This window comes from Streptomyces sp. Alt3 (assembly GCF_030719215.1).
GTDB classification, from domain to species: Bacteria; Actinomycetota; Actinomycetes; order Streptomycetales; family Streptomycetaceae; genus Streptomyces; species Streptomyces glycanivorans.
In genome coordinates, this window is record NZ_CP120983.1 from 6,250,110 (window position 1) to 6,272,052 (window position 21,943).

The 21,943-nt window shown below is 72.4% G+C and carries 16 protein-coding genes; 7 read left to right on the plus strand and 9 right to left on the minus strand.

Going from position 1 to position 21,943, the window contains the following annotated elements; genetic code table 11:
* Window positions 1-54: 54 nt before the first annotated feature.
* From P8A20_RS27585 to P8A20_RS27615, 7 genes are all read right to left on the minus strand, one after another.
* Entirely contained in the window at window positions 55-870 is an 816-nt protein-coding gene (locus tag P8A20_RS27585) for an HpcH/HpaI aldolase/citrate lyase family protein (RefSeq protein ID WP_306104415.1), read from the minus strand.
* Window positions 867-2,087 (minus strand): CaiB/BaiF CoA transferase family protein, encoded by a 1,221-nt coding sequence (locus P8A20_RS27590; RefSeq protein WP_147962938.1) that lies wholly within the window; start codon window positions 2,085-2,087, stop codon window positions 867-869. Before P8A20_RS27590 ends, P8A20_RS27585 begins: the two co-directional genes overlap by 4 nt.
* Window positions 2,084-2,968 carry a ribokinase gene (gene rbsK, locus P8A20_RS27595; protein WP_147962937.1) on the minus strand — a complete coding sequence of 295 codons (885 nt, stop codon included), beginning with the start codon at window positions 2,966-2,968 and terminating at the stop codon, window positions 2,084-2,086. Before rbsK ends, P8A20_RS27590 begins: the two co-directional genes overlap by 4 nt.
* On the minus strand, window positions 2,965-4,332 hold the full coding sequence (locus P8A20_RS27600; RefSeq protein WP_306104416.1) for an ADP-ribosylglycohydrolase family protein: 1,368 nt from the start codon (window positions 4,330-4,332) through the stop codon (window positions 2,965-2,967). Before P8A20_RS27600 ends, rbsK begins: the two co-directional genes overlap by 4 nt.
* Entirely contained in the window at window positions 4,329-5,525 is a 1,197-nt protein-coding gene (locus tag P8A20_RS27605; protein ID WP_306104417.1) for an ADP-ribosylglycohydrolase family protein, read from the minus strand. Before P8A20_RS27605 ends, P8A20_RS27600 begins: the two co-directional genes overlap by 4 nt.
* A complete protein-coding gene (locus P8A20_RS27610) occupies window positions 5,461-6,708 on the minus strand; it encodes an ADP-ribosylglycohydrolase family protein (protein ID WP_306105207.1) in 1,248 nt (415 codons plus the stop codon). Before P8A20_RS27610 ends, P8A20_RS27605 begins: the two co-directional genes overlap by 65 nt.
* An 83-nt stretch (window positions 6,709-6,791) precedes the next feature.
* On the minus strand, window positions 6,792-7,997 hold the full coding sequence (locus P8A20_RS27615) for an ADP-ribosylglycohydrolase family protein (RefSeq protein ID WP_147962935.1): 1,206 nt from the start codon (window positions 7,995-7,997) through the stop codon (window positions 6,792-6,794).
* 223 nt (window positions 7,998-8,220) lie between these two features.
* On the opposite strand from P8A20_RS27615, the gene P8A20_RS27620 reads away from it, so the two are divergent.
* From P8A20_RS27620 to P8A20_RS27630, 3 genes are all read left to right on the plus strand, one after another.
* On the plus strand, window positions 8,221-8,952 hold the full coding sequence (locus tag P8A20_RS27620) for a VIT1/CCC1 transporter family protein (RefSeq protein WP_147962934.1): 732 nt from the start codon (window positions 8,221-8,223) through the stop codon (window positions 8,950-8,952).
* Between the two features lie 461 nt (window positions 8,953-9,413).
* Window positions 9,414-13,973 carry a glutamate synthase large subunit gene (gene gltB / locus P8A20_RS27625; protein WP_306104418.1) on the plus strand — a complete coding sequence of 1,520 codons (4,560 nt, stop codon included), beginning with the start codon at window positions 9,414-9,416 and terminating at the stop codon, window positions 13,971-13,973.
* Window positions 13,966-15,426 carry a glutamate synthase subunit beta gene (locus tag P8A20_RS27630; RefSeq protein WP_147962932.1) on the plus strand — a complete coding sequence of 487 codons (1,461 nt, stop codon included), beginning with the start codon at window positions 13,966-13,968 and terminating at the stop codon, window positions 15,424-15,426. The genes gltB and P8A20_RS27630 overlap by 8 nt, the downstream gene beginning before the upstream one ends.
* Before the next feature lie 122 nt (window positions 15,427-15,548).
* On the opposite strand, the gene P8A20_RS27635 is transcribed toward P8A20_RS27630, so the two are convergent.
* Window positions 15,549-16,817, minus strand: coding sequence for an ArsB/NhaD family transporter (locus P8A20_RS27635; RefSeq protein ID WP_147962931.1), 1,269 nt, complete (start codon window positions 16,815-16,817; stop codon window positions 15,549-15,551).
* A gap of 53 nt (window positions 16,818-16,870) precedes the next feature.
* Complete coding sequence (locus tag P8A20_RS27640) at window positions 16,871-17,785, minus strand: rhomboid family intramembrane serine protease (RefSeq protein WP_306104419.1); 915 nt, start codon at window positions 17,783-17,785, stop codon at window positions 16,871-16,873.
* Between the two features lie 243 nt (window positions 17,786-18,028).
* On the opposite strand from P8A20_RS27640, the gene P8A20_RS27645 reads away from it, so the two are divergent.
* From P8A20_RS27645 to P8A20_RS27660, 4 genes are all read left to right on the plus strand, one after another.
* Entirely contained in the window at window positions 18,029-18,541 is a 513-nt protein-coding gene (locus tag P8A20_RS27645) for a pyridoxamine 5'-phosphate oxidase family protein (RefSeq protein WP_306104420.1), read from the plus strand.
* A gap of 59 nt (window positions 18,542-18,600) precedes the next feature.
* Window positions 18,601-19,212 carry a TetR/AcrR family transcriptional regulator gene (locus tag P8A20_RS27650; protein WP_147962928.1) on the plus strand — a complete coding sequence of 204 codons (612 nt, stop codon included), beginning with the start codon at window positions 18,601-18,603 and terminating at the stop codon, window positions 19,210-19,212.
* Window positions 19,213-19,722: 510 nt separating this feature from the next.
* Window positions 19,723-19,926 carry a cold-shock protein gene (locus P8A20_RS27655; protein ID WP_003969786.1) on the plus strand — a complete coding sequence of 68 codons (204 nt, stop codon included), beginning with the start codon at window positions 19,723-19,725 and terminating at the stop codon, window positions 19,924-19,926.
* Between the two features lie 203 nt (window positions 19,927-20,129).
* Entirely contained in the window at window positions 20,130-21,863 is a 1,734-nt protein-coding gene (locus P8A20_RS27660) for a DEAD/DEAH box helicase (protein WP_306104421.1), read from the plus strand.
* Window positions 21,864-21,943 lie beyond the last annotated feature (80 nt).

The following is a 21,943-nucleotide window of genomic DNA, read 5'->3' on the forward strand; positions in this document are numbered from 1 at the left end:
ACGAAGGGGCCGCCGGACCGCACAGGTCCGGCGGCCCCTTCGTGTCGGTCACGGTCATCGGCGACGCCGTGCCAGGGAGAGCGTGCGTTCGGCGGTCGCCACCACCGCCGCGTCGACGAACCTCCCGTCCGGCAGGGCCTGCGCCCCCGCCTCGGTCCGGGACGCCTCCAGGACCTCCTCCGCCTCCTCGACCTCGCGTGCCGTCGGCCGGAACGCCCGCTCGATGACCGGCAGCTGCCTGGGGTGGATCGCCGCCCGGCCCAGCAGCCCGAGATCCCTCCCGTGCGCACAGGACGACCGCAGCCCGGACAGGTCCCGCACATCGGGGAACACGGACATCACCGGAGGGTCCAGGCCGGCCGCCCGGGCGGCGATCACCACACGGCCGCGCGACCAGTCGAGACCGGAGTCGTCCCGCACCCCCAGATCCGCCCGGAGGTCCGCCTCACCCAGGGCCACACCCCGCACCGCGTGATGCGCCCCGGCGATCGAGTACGCGTGCTCGATCGCCAGCGCCGACTCCAGCAGCGGATAAAGCGGCACACCGGGCGCCAGGGCCGCGACATGGTGCACGGACGCCGCATGGGTGATCTTCGGGAGCCGCATACCGGACAGCCCCGGCAACCCGTGCAGCGCCTTCACGTCGCACTCGCCGTGCACCCGGACATGGACCGGCACCGCCACCGGGTCCGCCGTGACCGGATCGGACAGGAGCTCCGCCGTCGCCGCCCGCGCGTACTCCTTACGGTCCGGGGCGACCGCGTCCTCCAGGTCGACGATCACCACGTCCGCGCCCGACCCGAGCGCCTTGCGGACCACCTCCGGGCGATCCCCGGGCACGTACAGCCAGGTCAGCGGCACCGGGCTCACAGGGCGCCCTCGTCCCGCAGCGCCGCGATCGCCGATGCGGAGAGGCCGAGCCCGGTGAGGATCTCCTCCGTGTCCGCCCCGTGCGGCCGGCCCGCCCAGCGGACCGCCCCCGGAGTCCCCGAGAGACGGAACAGCACGTTCTGCATCCGCAGCGGCCCCAGCTCGGGGTCGTCGACCTCGGTGATCGTGCCGAGCGCCCGGTACTGGGGATCCTCCATCACGTCCCGTACGTCATGGATCGGCGCGATCGCCGCCTCGGCCTTCTCGAAGGCGTCCACCGCCTCGTCCCGGGTGCGCCGGGAGATCCAGTGGCCCACCGCCTCGTCTAGTTCGTCGGCGTGCTCGGCGCGCGTGCTCCCGGCGGAGAACCACGGCTCCTCGATCAGTTCCGGGCGCCCCACCAGACGCATCACACGTTCCGCGACCGACTGGGCGGACGTCGAGACGGCGACCCAGTGGCCGTCGGCGGTGCGGTAGGTGTTGCGCGGAGCGTTGTTGCGGGAGCGGTTGCCGGTCCGGGGCTGGACGTATCCGAGCTGGTCGTACCAGAGCGGCTGCGGCCCCAGCACGGTCAGGATCGGCTCGATGATCGCCATGTCCACCACCTGCCCTTCCCCGGTGCGGTCACGTCCGGCCAGGGCCGTCATCACCGCGTACGCCGTGGCGAGCGCGGCGATCGAATCGGCGAGCCCGAACGGCGGCAGGGTCGGCGGCCCGTCCGGCTCGCCGGTGACGGCCGCGAAGCCGCTCATCGCCTCGGCCAGCGTGCCGAAGCCCGGCCGGTGCGCGTACGGGCCGGTCTGCCCGAAGCCGGTGACCCTGGCCAGCACCAGCCGTGGGTTGGCGGCGCGCAGTTCCTCCCAGCCCAGTCCCCAGCGCTCCAGGGTGCCGGGCCGGAAGTTCTCGATGATCACATCGGTGTCCGCGGCAAGCTTCAGCAGTACGTCACGGCCGCCGGGGGAGGACAGGTCGAGGGTCAGCGTGCGCTTGTTGCGGCCGAGCAGTTTCCACCACAGGCCGATGCCGTCCTTCGCCGGGCCGTGACCACGGGAGGGGTCGGGCCTGCGGGGGTGCTCGACCTTGACGACCTCGGCGCCGAAGTCCCCGAGCATGGTGGCCGCGAGCGGCCCGGCGAAGAGGGTGGCGAGGTCCAGGACCCGCAGGCCTGCGAGCGGCGGCGTCGTGGCGGAGGCGGCAGGGTTCGTGGGAGTGCTCATGCGGCATCGATCTCGCTGCGGTAGGGCATGGACGTCGAGGCACCCGGTTTCTGCACGCAGAGCGCGGCGGCGGACGACGCCCAGGCCACCGCCTCGGGCACGGACCGGCCCTCGCCGAGCGCCACGGCGAGCGTGCCGACGAAGGTGTCCCCGGCGCCGGTCGTGTCGACGGCGGTGACCTCGGGGGCGGGGAAGAGGACCGGTTCGCCGTCCCTGGCCGCGTACAGGCAGCCCTTCCGGCCGAGCGTGATCACGACCTCGGGCACCTGCCGGAGCAGGATCTGCGCCGCCGCGTGCGGTTCCTCGCAGCCGGTGAGCGCTGCGGCCTCGTGCTCGTTGGGGATCAGCAGGTCGACGGCGTCCAGGAGCGCGGACGGCAGCGGCTGCACCGGGGAGGGGGTGAGGATCGTGCGTACGCCGCGGTCCTTCGCCGTCCGGGCCGCCTCGGTCACGGCGGTCAGCGGCAGTTCCAGTTGCAGGAGCAGCAGGCCTGCCGCCGCTACGGCGGCCCTCTCGCCCGGGCCGAGCGCGGTCACGGTGCCGTTGGCGCCCGGGATCACCACGATCGCGTTGGCCCCCTCGTCGTCGACGACGATGTGCGCGGTGCCGCTGGGACCCGCGACGGTGTGCAGCAGATCCGTGTCCACTCCGGCGTGTTCCAGATTCGTGCGGAGGGCCGAGCCGTACTCGTCGGTCCCGACCGCGCCGATCATCACCACCTCGCCTCCCGCGCGGGCCGCGGCGACGGCCTGGTTGGCGCCCTTGCCCCCGGGGACGGTACGGAACTCCCGTCCGGTGACGGTCTCCCCGCGCCCGGGCGCCCGGGCGACGTAGGCGACCAGGTCCATGTTGGTGCTGCCGAGCACCGCGATCGCTGTCATGGGCGGCGTACCTCCTGATGGGTCAGTTCCGCGAGGGTGTCGAAGCCGATCGAGCCGAAGCCGGATACGGACGTGGCGAGGCGGTTCTTGAGCGGGGCGGTCCACCGGTCGGGGAGCGCGGCGGCGCGCCCGGCCAGCAGACCCGCGAGCGAACCGGCCGTCGCGCCGTTCGAGTCGGTGTCCCAGCCGCCGGACACCGCGCAGCCGATGGAACGGCCGAAGTCCCCGTCGGCGTGGGTGAGGGCGGCGGCGAGCAGGGCCGTGTTCGGCAGGACGTGCACCCAGTGGTGGGTGGACCCGTAGATCTCGTGGAGCCGGTCCACGACCGTGTCGAAGTCCGGTTCGGCGCGGGCCGCATCGATGCCGAGGCGCACCGCGTGCGCGTACCGGGAGCGGGGCGGCACCACCCGGAGCCCGGCCGCCAGGCAGCCGTGCACATCGGTCTCGCCGCCCGCCGCCTCGGCCAGGGCGGCGGCGGTGAACATCGCTCCGTACACCCCGTTGGCCGTGTGGGTCAGGACCGCGTCCCGGTGGGCCTGTTCCGCGGCGGCTCCCGGATCGCCGGGGTTGGTCCAGCCGTGCACGTCGGCCCTGATCCGGGCGCCGATCCACTCCCGGAACGGGTTGCGGTGGCGTGCGGTGTCCGGCGGCTCGATGCCGTCGAGCAGATTGCGGTAGGCGACGCGCTCCGCGGTGAAGACCCGGCCCGCGGGGAGTTCGTCGAGCCACAGCCGCGCCAGGTCGGACGTGCTGAATCCCCGGCCGTGCCGCTGGAGCAACAGCACGGTCAGCAGCGGGTGGTCGAGGTCGTCGTCCTCGGGCATCCCGTCGATGTTCTCGGCGAGCGAGGTGGGCGCCGAGCGGCGGTTCCACGGGTAGGCGGCGGCCAGCGGACCGGGCAGCCCCCGGGCCGTGAACCAGCTGGTGAGCGGCCAGTTGCCGGTGGCGCGCGCCAGGGCGCGGATGCCGGCCAGCGGCAGCTTCTCGACCGGCTTGCCCAGCAGACAGCCGGCGGCCCGGCCCAGCCAGGCCGCGTGCAGAGCGTCGGGCCCGACGGACACCGCGGAGGCGCGCGGGGCGGGCCAGCGCGGGCAGGCTGCCCGGATCCCGGGCAGGCCGGTCGGCTCATCGCCCGTCAGCGGGCTTTCCAGCAGGGCGAGTTCGTCCAGGAGTTCCTCGGCGAGCGCGCGCAGTCGGTGTGGCGCGGCAGTCTCCGAGGCGCCCGCCCTCTCCGGGGCCGTTCTGCCGCCCGCCGAGAGCCACCGCTGTCGGATGTCACCGGCGTCCCGGCCGTCCTGCGCGGCCTGGCGCAGCTCGTGGCCCACCAGGTCCTCCGGCTGGACCCATGTCAGGCGTACGGTCACCGTCCGTCGCCCGCCAGCTCGGCGAACGCCGCCTCGTGCGCACGGCGCGTGGCCGTGTCCCGTACGAAGACCTCACGGGCCACCTCCGCCAGCGCCCGCGCCGGGGCGTGGAGGTCGAGACGGCTGGCCTCGCCGACCGTCTTCACCCAGGTCGAGGGAATCGCCTGCTCACCGTGGAGCGCACCCGCGAGGGCGCCGCCCATCGTGGCGATCGAGTCGCAGTCACGTCCGTAGTTGACCGAACCGAGCACCGTGCGACGGTAGTCGCCGTCGCCGACGAGCAGCATGCCGAGCGCGATGGGCAGCTCCTCGATGGAGTGCAGCCGGGAGGGCCGCCGGGCGCCCAGCGAGGGCTCGCGGTAGTGCGGACCGACCGTGTCGAACGGAGCGACCGCGGCGCGCAGCGGCACCAGCGCGGACTCGAAGTCCGTGTAGCGGACGGCCGCTTCGCAGACGGACTCGATCGCCGACCGGGTGCCGTCCTTGGCCACGGCCAGGGCGGCCTCGACGACGGAGGCGGGGGTCGCGCCCGGGGTGCACGCGGCCGCCACGGAGGCCGCCAGGACCCCGGCGGCCTCCCTGCCGTACGAGGACTGATGGGCCCCCGCGACGTCCAGTGCCTCCGCGTACGCGGCCTCCGGGTGGGCGGCGTTCACGAGGCCGACCGGTGCCATGTACATCGCCGCACCGCAGTTGACGACGTTGCCCGAACCGGCCTCCCGAGGGTCGGCATGCCCGTAGTGCAGGCGTGTGACGATCCACTTCTCGGCGAGGAAGATCCGCTGCAGGGGGAGCGCCTCGGCCTCCAGCTCCGGGATCCAGCGGGGCTGTGACATGAGGTCCGGAACGAGATGATCGGCGACGGAGTACGCGTCGAGATGGCCGCGCACCGTCTCGTACACCCGGACCAGCGCATGGGTCATCAGGGTGTCGTCGGTGACGTGCCCGTCACCCTTGTGGTATGGGGCGATGGGGCGCGCGGTGCGCCAGTCGTCGCCGTACCAGGGCCCGACGACGCCGGTCACCCGGCCGCCGTGGCGCTCGGCGATCTGCTCGGGTGTCCAGCCCTCGACCGGGCCGCCGAGAGCGTCCCCCACGGCCGCGCCGACGAGGGCTCCGGTGATGCGTTCATCCAGGGTGAGCGTCGTGGTGGTCGTGCCTGCCGCGAGCGGTGCGGATGTTTTGTGTGCCATGCCGGAATTGTCCACCCGGGGTGACCGGTTCCGTGGCTGCCAGCAGCCCGGCGAGTTCGATGAGATCCGTGCCGGCGAGCCGGGGCAGCGCGCATCCGGCCAGCGTCCGGCAGGCCTCCCGCCAGCCCGCGGGTACGGTCGCCGTCCCGCCCAGCGCTCCGGTCAGGGCCCCGGCGAGCGCGGGGGCGGAATCGGCGACCCGGGACAGGCAGGCCGCCGCGGGAACGGCCTGGGCGAACTCGCCCCGGGCCGCGGTCGCCAGGGCCAGGGCGACCGGCACGGTCTCGGCCGCGGCGATCCCGTAGCTGTAGACGTGGTCCACGATCTGATGCTCCAGCACCGGCACGAGTGCGAACGCCCCGGCCGGCCCGTCCGCGAACTCCCGGGCCAGCCGCACGGCGTGGACGGCGTTACGGGCGATCTCGGTGCCCTCGGGAAGCTGTTCGAGTGCGGCGTTCACCGCCGTGTCGACGTCCGACCCGGCAAGCGCCTCCGCGAGCGCGGCGGCGACGGCCCGCGCCCCGTGCACCCCGTCACCGTCCTGGGTGTACCGGGCGTCGAACTCGGCGAGCCCGGCCGCCGCCGCCGGGTCGCCGGGATGCACGACCGCGAGCACGGCCGCCCGCACGCAGGCCGCGTCGTCGAAGTAGTGCGGATTGTCGTGGCCGGTGGCGGGCGGGCGCAGGCCCGCGGCCAGATTGCCGAGTCCGGCCCGCACGGAGATCCGGGCCCGGAGCGGCAGGACGGCCGACTCGACCTCGGGCGCCCTGGCGCTCGCGGCGGCGACCTTCGCGGCCAGCGCGTTCCACGACCGGTCGATCGCGTCCCGCATCCGGTGGCCGGGGGACAGGCCGGGCGCGTGGTCGGCGGCGGCCGCCAGCACGGTCCGGGCGGCGAAGGCCGCCCACTCGGCGTCGTCGGACGGTCCGAGCCGCAGCGGTTCCGGCGGCTGGTTGAGGGCGATGGGCACGGGGAGCGTCGTCGTCGCGTTCTGCTCGGCGAAGGTGTCCAGCTCGCGGGTGAGCCGTCTCGTCCACTCAGGCATCCGCGCCGCACGGTGCCGTGCGGCCGGCCACCCCGCGGCGTCCCCGGCGGCCAGCCCGAGCAGCATCCCCTCGATCCGGGCCCGCCTGCCCGGAGCCCGTCCGTGCGGGGTGCCGCCGCTCCCGGCGGCCGCGGCCACCGGCTCGGCGGTGATCCGGATGGCCAGGTGCGGGGCGGCTTCCTCCGGTGTGGCCGGCGACCCCTGCGGCGTTCGGCCGGCGGTCACCGGGCGTCCTGCCGGACGCCGGCGGACCGGGCGCCCGCCCCGGTGTGCACGGGGGTGCGCCGGGCGGCACCGGACGGCGGTGCGGCGGGGGAGGCCGCCTGCCACGGGCGGACGGCTGCGGCGGGCTCCCGGCCGGGGGCGGGTGGTGCCGCCGGCCTGCCCTCACCCGCGTCCCGGGTGGAGGGCGCCCCCTGGCGGTCCTCCCCGTCGTCCGGGGTCAGCAGCTCCGCGATGTCCAGCACGTGATAGCCCCGCATCGACGGCAGGCAGCTGCCCCGCACCGGGCCGATCGCCGCCGCCCACTCCCGGGGGATCGCCGACACCCCGTGCAGGGCGCCGGCGAGCGCGCCCGCCAGGGCGGCCGTGGTGTCGGCGTCACGGCCCATGTTCACGGCGGTGAGCACCGCCGTGCGGAAGTCGCCCCGTGCCGCCGTGAGGGCGCCGAAGGCCAGGCCGACCGCCTCCGGGGCCAGATCCGTCCAGGGGTAGCCGCCGATCACCACCGCCGAGCGCACCGCGCGCTCCCCGGTCAGCCGGTCGGGGTAGGGGCGCTGCGCGGCCGCGACGGCGCGGCGCAGTGAGCGGGCGGTCCAGGAGTCCATGGGTACGACCGAGAGCGCGGCGGCGATCACGGACGCGAGTCCGGCCCCCGCCATGGCGGCGGCCACCCCCGCCGCGACCGCCTGCCCGCCGTAGATGCCCTCCCCGTCGTGGCTGACCCGTCCGTCGACCGCCACCAGGCGGGCGGCCTCGGCGGGACGGCCGGCGGCGAACACCCCGAACGGCGCCGCCCGCATCGCGAGACCGTCGCTCCAGGCGTGCCGGTGCTGGGCCGAGATCGGGGCGGCGAGACCGCGCCGCAGGTTCTCCAGCGTGCCGCGCTCGCTGAACCCGGCCCCCCGGAAGGGCCCCTCGTCCAGATCGGCGATCCAGTGGTGCCAGGCCCGTTCGACATGCGAGACGGTGAGTGCCGAGCCGTGCCTGGCCAGCAGCAGCCCGGAGAAGATCGCGTACTCGGTGTCGTCGGTACCGGCGGGATCGTCGCTGACGAAGCCCTCGATACGGCCCCAGCGGCGACGGATCTCGGACGGGCGCATGTTCTCCGCCGGTGCCCCGAGCGCATCCCCCACCGCGAGCCCCAGCAACGCACCCCGGGCCCGGTCACCCGTGCTCGCCGCCGGACTGTCCGCCTTGAGCTCCATCGTGTCGACCCTTCACTCGCACCCGTGAACATCCGGTTGTGCGAGGTGTTCCCGCTCCCGGCCGAGAGAGGCGCGCATTTCGTACAAATCGTCCGCCCGGGTGACTGCCTCAGGACAGGTAAGTTCGGCCTTCCTTGCTGGCGGGAGGCGTTTTTCGTGCGTACTTTCGACGATGCGGGGCGGAGAAGAGAGCATGGGGCCGCTCCCGGAAAAGGGGAGAGCTGTGTCCATCATCGAGACCGACGCCGTACTGCACGAGGCCCACCGCGACAACCACACCCACCGTGACGTCAACGGCGGCTGGCTGCGGCCCGCGGTGTTCGGCGCCATGGACGGTCTCGTCTCCAACCTCGCCCTGATGACGGGCGTCGCCGGAGGGTCGGTCTCCCAGCAGACCATCGTCATCACCGGCCTGGCCGGACTCGCCGCCGGCGCGTTCTCCATGGCCGCGGGGGAGTACACCTCCGTCGCCTCGCAGCGCGAACTCGTCGAGGCCGAGCTCGACGTCGAGCGGCGTGAGCTGAGCAAACACCCCAAGGACGAGATGCGGGAGCTGGCAGCGCTCTACGAGTCCCGGGGGGTCGAGCCCGCCCTCGCCCAGGAGGTCGCCCGGCAGCTGTCCAGGGACCCCGAGCAGGCGCTCGAGATACACGCCCGCGAGGAACTCGGCATCGACCCCGGCGACCTGCCCTCGCCGCTCGTCGCGGCCCTCTCCTCCTTCGGCGCCTTCGCCCTGGGGGCCCTGCTGCCCGTGCTGCCCCACCTCCTCGGCGCGACCGTCATGTGGCCCGCGGTGCTGCTCGCGCTGGCCGGCCTCTTCGGCTGCGGCGCGGTGGTGGCCAGGGTGACGGCACGCAGCTGGTGGTTCAGCGGTCTGCGTCAGCTGGTGCTCGGCGGCGCGGCCGCGGCGATCACGTTCGGTCTGGGCGCACTCTTCGGTGTGGCGGTCGGCTGACCCCCCAGCAGGGCTTCCGACGTGTCGGGGCGCGGTGTGTCCGCTGCGTTCCGGCCCGCCGGACGGGACTTCCCGGGCGGCCCGCGTTGTTGCGACTGTGTGATGTACGTCTTGGCGCACGTCACTGGGCGGATGGGGCAGGGCCGCCGTAAAATGAGACGCTATGCAGAGCTGCACATAAGTAGCCGTTACTCGGCGGTTTCGATTCCATGACCGCCGGGCAAGAGCCGTAGACACTCGCGGGCAACGACGCCTGCTCTCTGCGGTCTCCCTCCGGACAGTGATCCAAAAGGATCCGCCCGATCGTGACCCACCCGCACCGCGGCTCCGTGGTGTCCGCATGTTGGAACAGCCTTTCCGCTTTTTGAGAAGCGTTCCATCATGTAACCTGCACGAAATTTCGCAGAGGGCCAGCGTCGTCCCTCGGCACAGCACATGCCACGACGACGACGGGAGAGCCAATGCGTTCCGACGCCTGGTCGCCCATGGACGGTCGCCCTGTCCAGCAGGGGATGTACGACCCCCGTAACGAGCACGACGCCTGTGGTGTCGGGTTCGTGGCCACTCTGACCGGTGTGGCCAGCCATGAGCTGGTCGAGCAGGCGCTGACCGTACTGCGCAACCTCGAACACCGCGGCGCCACAGGATCCGAGCCCGACTCGGGTGACGGCGCCGGCATTCTCCTTCAGGTCCCGGACGCCTTCCTCCGCGAAGAGGCCGGATTCGAACTCCCCGAGGCCGGCTCCTACGCCGTCGGCATCGCCTTCCTGCCCGCGGACGACTCCACCGACGCGGTCAAGCAGATCGAGAAGATCGCCGCCGAGGAGGGCCTCGACGTCCTCGGCTGGCGTCAGGTCCCGGTCACGCCGGACATCCTCGGCAACGGCGCCCGCGCCGTCATGCCGGAGTTCCGCCAGCTGATCGTCGCCGACAGTACGAGCACCGGCATCGCGCTGGACCGCAAGGCCTTCGTCCTGCGCAAGCGCGCCGAGCGTGAGGCCGGGGTGTACTTCCCCTCGCTCTCCGCACGCACGATCGTCTACAAGGGCATGCTCACCACCGGGCAGCTGGAGCCGTTCTTCCCGGACCTCTCCGACCGCCGCTTCGCCACCACGGTCGCGCTGGTCCACTCCCGCTTCTCCACCAACACCTTCCCCAGCTGGCCGCTCGCCCACCCGTACCGCTTCGTCGCGCACAACGGCGAGATCAACACGGTCAAGGGCAACCGCAACTGGATGAAGGCCCGCGAGTCCCAGCTCGCCTCCAGCCTCTTCGGCGAGGCGCAGCTCGACCGCATCTTCCCCGTCTGCACCCCGGACGCCTCCGACTCCGCCTCCTTCGACGAGGTCCTGGAGCTGCTCCACCTCGGCGGCCGCTCGCTGCCGCACTCGGTGCTGATGATGGTCCCCGAGGCATGGGAGAACCACGCCTCCATGGACCCGGCCCGCCGCGCCTTCTACCAGTACCACTCCACGATGATGGAGCCCTGGGACGGACCGGCCTGCGTCACCTTCACCGACGGCGTCCAGGTCGGCGCGGTCCTCGACCGCAACGGTCTGCGCCCCGGCCGTTACTGGGTCACCGACGACGGACTCGTCGTCCTCTCCTCCGAGGTCGGCGTCCTGGACATCGACCCCGCCAAGGTCGTCCGCAAGGGCCGCCTCCAGCCCGGCAAGATGTTCCTCGTCGACACCGCCGAGCACCGCATCATCGAGGACGACGAGATCAAGGCGTCCCTGGCCGCCGAGAACCCGTACGAGGAATGGCTGGAAACCGGCGAGATCGAGCTCGAGGACCTCCCCGAGCGCGAGCACATCGTCCACACCCACGCCTCGGTCACCCGCCGCCAGCAGACCTTCGGCTACACCGAGGAAGAGCTCCGCGTCCTCCTCGCCCCGATGGCCCGCACCGCCGGCGAACCCCTCGGCTCCATGGGCACCGACTCGCCGATCGCCGCGCTCTCCGAGCGCCCCCGGCTGCTCTTCGACTACTTCACCCAGCTCTTCGCGCAGGTCACCAACCCGCCGCTGGACGCCATCCGCGAGGAGCTCGTCACCTCGCTGCGCTCCTCCCTGGGCACCCAGGGCAACCTCCTGGAGCCGTCCGCCGCGTCCTGTCGCAGCGTCACCCTGCCCTTCCCGGTGATCGACAACGACGAGCTGGCCAAGCTCATACACATCAACGCCGACGGCGACATGCCGGGAATGAAGGCCGCGACCCTCTCCGGCCTCTACCGCGTCAGCGGCGGCGGAAACGCACTCGCCGCCCGGATCGAGGAGATCACCAACGAGGTCGACGCCGCCATCGAGGACGGCGCCCGCCTCATCGTCCTCTCCGACCGGCACTCCGACGCCGAGCACGCGCCGATCCCCTCGCTGCTGCTCACCTCGGCCGTCCACCACCACCTCATCCGCACCAAGCAGCGCACCCAGGTGGGCCTGCTGGTCGAGGCCGGAGACGTCCGCGAGGTCCACCACGTCGCACTGCTCATCGGCTACGGCGCCGCCGCCGTCAACCCGTACCTCGCGATGGAGTCCGTCGAGGACCTCGTCCGCGCCGGCACGTTCATCGAGGGCATCGAGCCCGAGCTGGCCATCCGCAACCTGATCTACGCCCTCGGCAAGGGCGTCCTCAAGGTCATGTCCAAGATGGGCATCTCCACCGTCGCCTCCTACCGCGGCGCCCAGGTCTTCGAGGCCGTCGGCCTCGACGACGCCTTCGTCACCCAGTACTTCAACGGCACCGCCACCAAGATCGGCGGCGCCGGACTCGACGTCGTCGCCAAGGAGGTCGCCGCCCGGCACGCCAAGGCGTACCCCGCCTCGGGCATCTCCGCCTCGCACCGCGCGCTGGAGATCGGCGGCGAGTACCAGTGGCGCCGCGAGGGCGAGCCGCACCTCTTCGACCCGGAGACGGTCTTCCGCCTCCAGCACGCCACCCGCAACCGCCGGTACGACATCTTCAAGAAGTACACCGGCCGGGTCAACGAGCAGTCCGAGCGCCTCATGACGCTCCGAGGCCTGTTCGGCTTCAAGAACGGCCGCGAGCCGATCTCCATCGACGAGGTCGAGTCCGCCGCCGACATCGTCAAGCGCTTCTCCACCGGCGCCATGTCGTACGGCTCCATCTCCCAGGAGGCGCACGAGACGCTCGCCGTCGCCATGAACCAGCTGGGCGGCAAGTCCAACACCGGTGAGGGCGGCGAGGACGCCGAGCGCCTCTACGACCCGGCCCGCCGCTCCTCCATCAAGCAGGTCGCCTCCGGCCGCTTCGGTGTCACCAGCGAGTACCTGGTCAACGCGGACGACATCCAGATCAAGATGGCCCAGGGCGCCAAGCCCGGCGAGGGCGGCCAGCTGCCCGGCCACAAGGTCTACCCGTGGGTCGCCAAGACCCGGCACTCCACCCCGGGCGTCGGCCTGATCTCGCCCCCGCCGCACCACGACATCTACTCCATCGAGGACCTGGCTCAGCTGATCCACGACCTCAAGAACGCCAACCCGGCGGCCCGCGTCCACGTGAAGCTGGTCTCCGAGGTCGGCGTCGGAACGGTCGCCGCGGGTGTCTCCAAGGCCCACGCGGACGTCGTCCTCATCTCCGGACACGACGGCGGCACGGGCGCCTCGCCGCTCACCTCGCTCAAGCACGCGGGCGGCCCCTGGGAGCTCGGCCTCGCCGAGACCCAGCAGACCCTGCTGCTCAACGGCCTGCGCGACCGCATCGTCGTCCAGACCGACGGCCAGCTCAAGACCGGCCGCGACGTCGTCATCGCCGCACTGCTGGGCGCCGAGGAGTTCGGTTTCGCCACCGCGCCGCTCGTCGTCTCAGGCTGCGTCATGATGCGCGTCTGCCACCTCGACACCTGCCCGGTCGGCATCGCCACCCAGAACCCCGTCCTGCGCGACCGGTTCTCCGGCAAGGCCGAGTACATCGTCAACTTCTTCGAGTTCATCGCCGAAGAGGTCCGCGAGATCCTCGCCGAGCTCGGCTTCCGCACGATCGAGGAGGCCGTCGGCCACGCCGAACTCCTCGACACCGAGCGGGCCGTCACCCACTGGAAGGCCCAGGGCCTCGACCTCGAGCCCCTCTTCTACGTGCCCGAGCTCCCCGAGGGAGCGGTGCGCCACCAGATCGCCGAGCAGGACCACGGCCTCGCCAAGGCACTCGACAACGAGCTCATCAAGCTCGCCGCCGACGCCCTGGGCGCCGACAGCGCCGAGACCGCCCAGCCCGTCCGCGCGCAGGTCGCCATCCGCAACATCAACCGGACGGTCGGCACCATGCTCGGCCACGAGGTGACCAAGAAGTTCGGCGGTGCGGGCCTGCCCGAGGACACCATCGACATCACCCTCACCGGGTCCGCCGGCCAGTCCTTCGGCGCGTTCGTGCCGCGCGGTGTGACGCTGCGCCTGGAGGGCGACGCCAACGACTACGTCGGCAAGGGCCTCTCCGGCGGCCGCGTCATCGTCCGCCCGGACCGCGGCGCCGACCACCTCGCCGAGTACTCCACCATCGCCGGCAACACCATCGGCTACGGCGCGACCGGCGGCGAGCTGTTCCTCCGCGGACGCACCGGCGAACGCTTCTGCGTCCGCAACTCCGGTGCCACGGTCGTCTCGGAAGGCGTGGGCGACCACGGCTGCGAGTACATGACCGGCGGTCACGCCGTCGTCCTCGGCGAGACGGGACGCAACTTCGCCGCAGGCATGTCCGGCGGTGTCGCGTACGTCATCGACCTCGACCTCGACAACGTCAACACCGGCAACCTCGGCGCCGTCGAACTGCTCGACGACGCCGACAAGCAGTGGCTGCACGACGTCGTGCGCCGCCACCAGGAGGAGACCGGCTCCACGGTCGCCGCGAAGCTGCTGGCCGACTGGGACTCCACGGCCGCCCGCTTCAGCAAGATCATCCCGTCCACCTACAAGGCAGTGCTCGCCGCCAAGGACGCCGCTGAGCTCGCCGGTCTCTCCGAGCAGGAGACCACCGAGAAGATGATGGAGGCGGCGACCAATGGCTGACCCCAAGGGCTTCCTGACCACCGGACGCGAGGTCGCCAAGACCCGCCCCGTCGGCGAGCGCGTCAAGGACTGGAACGAGGTCTACGTTCCGGGATCGCTGCTCCCGATCATCAGCAAGCAGGCCGGACGCTGCATGGACTGCGGCATCCCGTTCTGCCACAACGGCTGTCCGCTCGGAAACCTCATCCCCGAGTGGAACGACTACGCCTACCGCGAGGACTGGTCGGCGGCGTCCGAGCGCCTGCACGCCACGAACAACTTCCCGGAGTTCACGGGCCGCCTGTGCCCCGCTCCGTGCGAGTCGGCGTGCGTCCTCGGCATCAACCAGCCGGCCGTCACCATCAAGAACGTCGAAGTCTCCATCATCGACAAGGCCTGGGACAGCGGCGACGTCACCCCGCAGCCGCCCGAGCGCCTCTCCGGCAAGACCGTCGCCGTCATCGGCTCCGGTCCGGCCGGTCTGGCCGCCGCCCAGCAGCTCACCCGGGCCGGCCACACGGTCGTCGTCTACGAGCGCGCCGACCGCATCGGCGGACTGCTGCGCTACGGCATCCCCGAGTTCAAGATGGAGAAGTCGCACATCAACCGCCGCATCGAGCAGATGCGCGCGGAGGGCACCAAGTTCCGCACGGAGATCGAGATCGGCCGGGACATCGACGCCGCGAAGCTGCGCCGCCGCTACGACTCGATCGTCATCGCCGCCGGTGCCACCGTCTCCCGCGACCTGCCCGTCCCGGGCCGTGAGCTGAACGGCGTGCACTTCGCGATGGAGTACCTCCCGCTCGCCAACAAGGTGCAGGAGGGCGACCTGACGGTCTCCCCGATCACCGCCGAGGGCAAGCACGTCGTCGTCATCGGCGGCGGCGACACCGGCGCCGACTGCGTCGGCACCGCCCACCGCCAGGGCGCGGCCTCGGTCACCCAGCTGGAGATCATGCCGCAGCCCGGCGAGGACCGTAACGCCAACCAGCCCTGGCCGACGTTCCCCATGCTCTACAAGGTCACCTCCGCGCACGAGGAGGGCGGCGAGCGGATCTACTCCGTCTCCACCACCCACTTCGAGGGCGACGAGGACGGCAACGTCCAGTCCCTCCACCTCATCGAGGTCGAGTTCAAGGACGGCAAGCTGGAGCAGAAGGCCGGCACCGAGCGGGTCATCCCCGCCCAGCTCGTCACCCTGGCCATGGGCTTCACCGGCACCGACCAGGCCAACGGACTCGTCCAGCAGTTCGGCCTCGAACTCGACGAGCGCGGCAACATCGCGCGCGACGAGGACTACGCGACCAACGTCGAAGGCGTCCACGTCGCCGGTGACGCGGGCCGCGGCCAGTCCCTCATCGTGTGGGCCATCGCCGAGGGCCGCTCCGCGGCGCGCGGCGTGGACCGCTTCCTGACCGGGACGAGCGCACTGCACGCCCCGATCCGCCCGACGGACCGTTCCCTGATGGTCTGATCACGGCACACCGACGTCCCGTACAACGGCGTACGGAACTGAACGCGGCGCCCGCCCCGTCCCCGACCGGACATGGCGGGCGCCGCGGCGTGTCCGGGCGCACCCAGGGGGCCGGACAACGTTCAGGTGACCAGCGCCAGCGCGGACACGGCGGCCAGGGTGCCCGCCACCGACAGCACCAGGCCGGTGCCGAGGAAGCGGCCCATGCCGATCCGGGTCCCGTGCCAGCGGCACCGCTCGAACCACAGCAGCGTCGCCAGGGACGCCCACGGGGTCACGAGCGGCCCCACGTTCACCCCCACGAGCAGCGCCAGCAGCTGCTCGTGGTTCCCCACCGGAACCGCCGCCTCGCCCGCCAGATAGGCCGGCAGGTTGTTCAGGACGTTCGAGAGCCCCGCGCCCACCGCCGCCGACCGCAGCATCCCCACGAAGCCGTTGTCCGAGCCGAGCGCGGACTCCAGCAGCGCGTGCAGGCCGTGCGCGCCGACCGTCGCCACCACCAGGAACATCCCCGGGACCAGCACCAGCAGCCGCCACGGCACCAGCGACAGGCTCAGCTCCCGCCTGCGACGCACCGCGAACGCCACCACGACGACCACCATCGCCGTCAGCGACGCCGACCACAGCGGGACGTCCGCCAGCAGGATCGCCAGCAGGAAGCCCGCCACGGCCACCGAACAGATCCGCAGCAGGACGGGGTCCCCGGCCACCGGAGGGCCCGGCGGGGTGTACCGGTCCGCCCCGCGCCGGCCACGACGCCAGTAGAAGACCCACAGACACAGCGACGTCACGGCGATCGACGCCAGCTGCGGCAGCCACATCACCGCGGCCAGCCCCGCCGGCGACAGCGCCACCCGCTCCGCCGCCAGCAGATTCGTCAGGTTCGAGACCGGCAGCAGCAGACTCGCCGTGTTGGCGAGCCACACCGTCGTCATCGCGAGCGGCACCGCCGCGATCCCCACCCGCGTGGCCAGAGCCAGCATGACCGGGGTCAGCAGCACCGCGGTCGTGTCCAGATTCAGCGTGATCGTGGTGAGAGAGGCGAACAGCACGCACAGCCCGAAGAGCAGCGGATAGCGCCCCCGCCCCGCCCGGGCCACCCAGGCCGACACGACAGCGAAGACCTGCGCCCGGCCCGTCAGTTCGGCCATCACGATCACGGTGCCCAGGAACACCACCAGGGGGCCCACCCGGCGCATCTCGTCCGCGGCCACTTCCGAGGGCAGCAGACCGGTCACCACGGCGAGCAGCCCGAGGACCAGCAGACCCCCGGCGAGCCAGTCGAGCGGGTGCAGCCGCCGGACGAACCCGCCCCGCCCGCCGACGCCCGGTCCACCGCTCCCGGAGCCCTCGGAGCGCCCGGACTCCGCCCCTGACACATCTCTCACCATGGGACGATGGTCCCAGAAAGCGGACTCGGTCCAGGGACCCGCGAGTTCGGCCGTCAGACCGCCCCGGTCAGAACGGCCGTCCGCAGGGCGACCACCGCCACCAGCAGCACGACCAGAACCACCCCGCCCGCCAGCTGCGCCGCGGACGTGCGCAGCCTGGCCGGCGCGTACGCGAGCCCGTAGGTCACCAGCCCGCCGGTCAGCAGCCCGCCGAGGTGCCCCTCCCACGAGGTGAACGCGGCGGAGATGACCATCCAGAGCAGGAACCCCGCCATGAAGCGGTTGACCGCCCGCATGTCCCGGCCCAGACGCCGGTTGATGACGTAGAACGACGCCGCCAGACCGAAGATCGCACCCGAGGCACCGACGGCCGTCGTCTCCGGCGAGACCAGGTAGACCAGGACCGAACCGCCCACCGCCGACAGCAGGTACAGCGCCAGATACCGGGCCCGCCCGAGCTGGCCCTCGACCATCCGGCCGAGGTTCCACAGCGCGAGCATGTTGAAGACCAGGTGCATCACGCCGAACGACGCGTCGGGCGGCAGGTGCAGGAAGGCGCCCGTCAGCAGCCGGTACCACTCACCGTCGGCCACCCCGGTCAGCTCCAGGCCGGGATAGGTCTCGCCCTTGTAGTAGTACTGCACGCCCGACGGATCGACGAGAACCGCCCCGAGCATCCCGAACCGGTCCACCGTCCCGGACCTGACCACCTCGACCACGTACGCGACGATGTTGAGCGCCATCAGCACATAGGTCACGACCGGCGCCGCGGCGCCCGTCACCGCGCCACCGAACAGCGAACGGGCCTGACGGACCGAACGCTGCCCCTCCTTCACGCACTCCACGCAGTGGTGCCCGACCGACGCCTCACGCATGCAGTCGGGGCAGATGTACCGGTCGCAGCGCGTGCAGCGCACGTACGCCTCCTGCGACGGATGGCGGTAACACGTGGTGGCGGCGGCCTCCATGGCCGGCTCCTTCATTCGTCGACGGGGAGGAGCGCCGCAAGGGGCGGCGGCGCTCAAGATAGCGAACGCCGGTGAGCGGCGGGACACCTGGGGGCCGGGGTGCCGTACGCCCGGAAGCCCCGCGGTCACCAGGGCGGACGGAACCGCCACGGACGTGCGGCGCCGGCCCCCGGTCGGGTGATGTGCCAGGTCTCCCGCGAAAGACGACAGAGGATGTCCTGGTTCAGCGGTTCGATGGGACGCATGACATCGAGCGCGACACCGAGTTCATGGCAGGACCTCCGCGCGGCGGAACCCGCCTTCGAGGACACCGTGCGGAAGCGGTTCCAGCAGTACAGGCACCACGTCCTCGCGACCCTGCGCGCGGACGGATCGCCCCGGGTCACCGGCCTGGAGGTGGAGTTCCGCATGGACGCGCTGTGGTTCGGCATGATGCCGAACTCCCGCAAGGCGCTGGACCTGCGGCGCGACCCGCGCTTCGCCGTACAGGCCAACCCGGGGCCCGACGCGGACATGACAGACGGCGACGTCCGTGTCTCCGGACGGGCCGCGGAGATCACCGACCCCGCCGTGCTGGCCCGCTTCGTCGACGAGGTGACACCCCCGCAGCCCTTCCTCCTCTTCCGCGCCGACCCCGCGGAAGTGGTCCGCACCGGGCTCGACGGCGACGACCTCGTCGTCCAGGTCTGGCGCCCCGGCCACCCCCTGCGCACCCTGCGCAGGGCCGCCGACGACAGTCCCGTACGCGAGACGTGACGCTCTGACCTGCGGCCACGCGGTGCCGGGGGCCGCGTGGCCGGGCGGACAATGGGGGAGTGCCTACCAAGAACAAGCCCACGGCGGCCTCCCGGCCGGAGCGCCGCCCCGAACTGCTGGCCATCGCCGCGCAGGTCTTCGCCGCACAGGGCTACGACGCCACCACCATGCGCGGGATCGCGGACGAGGCGGGCATGCTCGCCGGCAGCCTCTACCACCACTTCGACTCGAAGGAGTCGATGGCCGACGAGATCCTCTCCACCTTCCTGACCGGGCTCCGGGCCGCCTGCGGCGCCGTCCTCGACGCCGGGCTGGGCCCCCGGGACACCCTCGAAGCGCTCGTCACCGCATCCTTCCGCCACATCGGACGGAACCGTGCCGCCGCCGCCATCTACCGGACCGAGGGCGAGCACCTCGCCACCAGGCCCGGCTTCCCGCACCTCGCCGGAGCACGGCCCGTGTTCGAGGAGGCCCTGAGCCGCACCCTGGAGCGGGGCGTCGCCGACGGGGTCTTCCGCAGGGACCTGGACACCCGGCTCACCTGCCGTTTCGTCCGCGACGCCGTCTGGGGCACGGCCTCCTGGCAGGAACCCGGCACCGGCCCCGACTCCGGGTACCTCGCCCGCGGGTATCTCGCTCTCCTGCTGGACGGCCTCACACCCCGCACCTGACACCCGTCCGCCGCGCCACCCGTCCGGCGTAACCCCCTGCCACCGATCCGGCTCCCGGGAACCTCCGGCGCGAGGCGCCGGGGTGCGGCAATCAGGCACCGGAGTGCGGCATCCGGGTGAAACCGCGCCCCGGGCGATGAGGCCGGTCCGGCTCCGCCGAGCCGGCGTGGCAGACGTCACGCCGGTGGGCGGAGAAGGGGCACACCCTTGGGGGAACGGGGCAGGAGGTGCTCCGGCACGATTTCTGGCCCCGCCGTGAACGGCCCCCGCCACCGCGCCGGCCGGCGGATTCCCCGACGCGCCGTGGCGGAGTGATCTGCCGCTCGGCGACAGAACGTGCTACGGTTGCCGAGTTGCAGTTTTGGTACCCATGAACTTTATGTGCGCCTGACGGGAACCCTCCTCAGGCGCTTTATTGTTTTCCGGCTTTCTCCGGATGGGGCTCAATGCGGCGACTTGGAATTCGTAAAGTGCGGATTTCCGGCACTGCACCTCTTTTAGGAGAATGACATGGCTACTGGAACCGTGAAGTGGTTCAACTCGGAAAAGGGCTTCGGCTTCATCGAGCAGGACGGCGGCGGCGCCGACGTCTTCGCCCACTACTCCAACATCGCCACCTCGGGCTTCCGTGAGCTCCAGGAGGGCCAGAAGGTCTCCTTCGACGTCACGCAGGGCCAGAAGGGCCCGCAGGCGGAGAACATCGTCCCGGCCTAATTGCCGGACGCGTACCTCGCAGCCGGGGCCCGCACCGTGAAGGTGCGGGCCCCGGTTTGTGCTGTTTCCGACTCGTCGTCACCCCCGGTTCAGGCTCAGCCACCGGGACACCTGCTCTGTGCATGCATCCTGGGGCGCACAGATCCGAGCAGTCCGCAGCAGTCGGCAGTGATCCCAGGAATCCCCCAGGAGGGCAATTCCGTATGACCCGCTCCGAACGCCAGGACCGACCGACCCGTAACCGCCCGATAAAGGGGCGCGGCACGGACCGGCCGCAGACGAACACCCGGGGCGCGGGCCGTGCCCCGGCACGCCGCAAGCCCGCACCGCCCCAGGGCGGCGAGTTCGCCCTGCCGCAGACCATCACCCCCGCGCTTCCCGCCGTCGAGTCGTTCGACGCCCTCGACATGCCCGCCGCGCTGCTGAAGACCCTCGCCGCGCAGGGCGTGACCGAGCCCTTCCCCATCCAGGGCGCCACCCTCCCGAACTCGCTGGCCGGCCGTGACATCCTCGGCCGCGGTCGCACCGGCTCCGGCAAGACCCTGGCCTTCGGCCTCGCGCTGCTCGCCCGCACCGCCGGACGCCGCTCGGAGCCGCACGCACCGCTGGCACTCGTCCTCGTCCCCACCCGGGAACTCGCCCAGCAGGTCACCGACGCGCTGACCCCGTACGCGACCGCCGTGAACCTGCGCGTCGCCACCGTCGTCGGCGGCATGTCGATCAGCAGGCAGTCCGGTGCGCTGCGCCGTGGCGCCGAGGTCCTCGTCGCCACGCCCGGCCGCCTCAAGGACCTCATCGAGCGCGGCGACTGCCGGCTCGACGCGGTGTCCATCACCGTCCTCGACGAGGCCGACCAGATGGCCGACATGGGCTTCATGCCGCAGGTCGTCGCACTCCTCAAGCAGGTCGAGCCGGACGGGCAGCGGATGCTGTTCTCGGCGACCCTCGACAAGAACATCGACCGGCTGGTCAAGATGTTCCTCACCGACCCGGTCGTGCACTCGGTCGACCCGTCGGCCGGCGCCGTCACCACCATGGAGCACCACGTGCTGCACGTGGCGGACGAGACGGACAAGAAGGCCGTCGCCACCCGCATCGCGGCCCGCGACGGTCGCGTGATCATGTTCGTGGACACCAAGCGAGGCGCGGACCGCTTCGCCAAGCGGCTCCTCGCCAGCGGTGTGCGTGCCGCGGCCCTGCACGGCGGACGCTCCCAGCCGCAGCGCAACCGGACACTGGACCAGTTCAAGACCGGCGAGGTCACCGCGCTCGTCGCGACGAACGTGGCGGCACGAGGCATCCACGTCGACGACCTGGACCTGGTCGTGAACGTGGACCCGCCCACCGACCACAAGGACTACCTCCACCGGGGCGGGCGCACCGCGCGCGCCGGGGAGTCCGGCAGTGTCGTGACGCTCGTACTGCCCGACGAGAAGCGCGACATGACCCGGCTCATGCAGGACGCCGGCATCGCGCCGCTCACCACCCGGATCAAGTCCAGCGACGAGGAACTCAGCCGCATCACGGGAGCCCGTGAGCCGTCCGGCGTCGCGGTCGTCATCGAGGTGCCGGAGCCGACGCAGCCCAAGCCGCGCACGCGCGGCGGGAGCCAGGGATCAGGCTCGGCCACGGGCGGGTCGTTCCGCTCGGGCAGCCGTGGCCGTGGCCGGGGCCGTAGCGGCACATCCGGTGCGGGAGCGGGCTCCGGCGCCGCTCAGGGCACCGGAGGCGCGGCCCGCGGCGGTGCGGGCGGCGGCTCACGCGGCGCCTCCGGCGGCAACGGCGGAGCCCGCGGCAACGGCGGAGCCCGCGGCAACGGCGGAGCGCCTCGCGGTGGATCCGGCGGCGCGGGCGGCACCGGCCGCGGCGCCGGAGCCGGCCGGGCGGGCGGCACGGGGCGCGGCAACGCTCCCGGCCGCGGACGCCGGGCGGCGTGACCCGCGGGACGTGGTGACCGGTCCGCCGGTCACCACGTCCGTCGTACCCCTCCTGGGCGCGGGGCCCGCCACCGCCTCGC